The 248-nt window shown below is 39.9% G+C and carries 1 protein-coding gene; it reads left to right on the top strand.

Going from position 1 to position 248, the window contains the following annotated elements; genetic code table 11:
* Positions 1–248: hypothetical protein (locus ACODJP_RS14395; protein WP_422482666.1), on the top strand; the 248-nt coding region annotated here is incomplete at both ends.

Raw genomic sequence — 248 nt, 5'->3', positions numbered from 1 at the left:
GGTATTTGCCGAAATCGTAGACGGTAAAACGGTTGAATCTGAAAAGCCATATACACCTGAGAATGCCTCAAAGCTTCTTAATCTTGGTGATATTGGTATTTCAATCTGGCTATTCATTAAAGAACAGGCTCAGAAGATTCAGGAAGAAGCCGACAAGGATAAGGCTTTAATTCTGGGAAAGTCATCGAGCTCTACAAATACCAAAAAACGTATGCGTCGAAAACGCCGCATGAAATCGAACAAATCAA

This window comes from Pleomorphochaeta sp. DL1XJH-081 (assembly GCF_049310885.1).
In the GTDB taxonomy this organism is placed as follows: domain Bacteria; phylum Spirochaetota; class Spirochaetia; order Sphaerochaetales; family Sphaerochaetaceae; genus CAYZJV01.
This window is presented reverse-complemented; position numbering and strand designations above follow the sequence as displayed.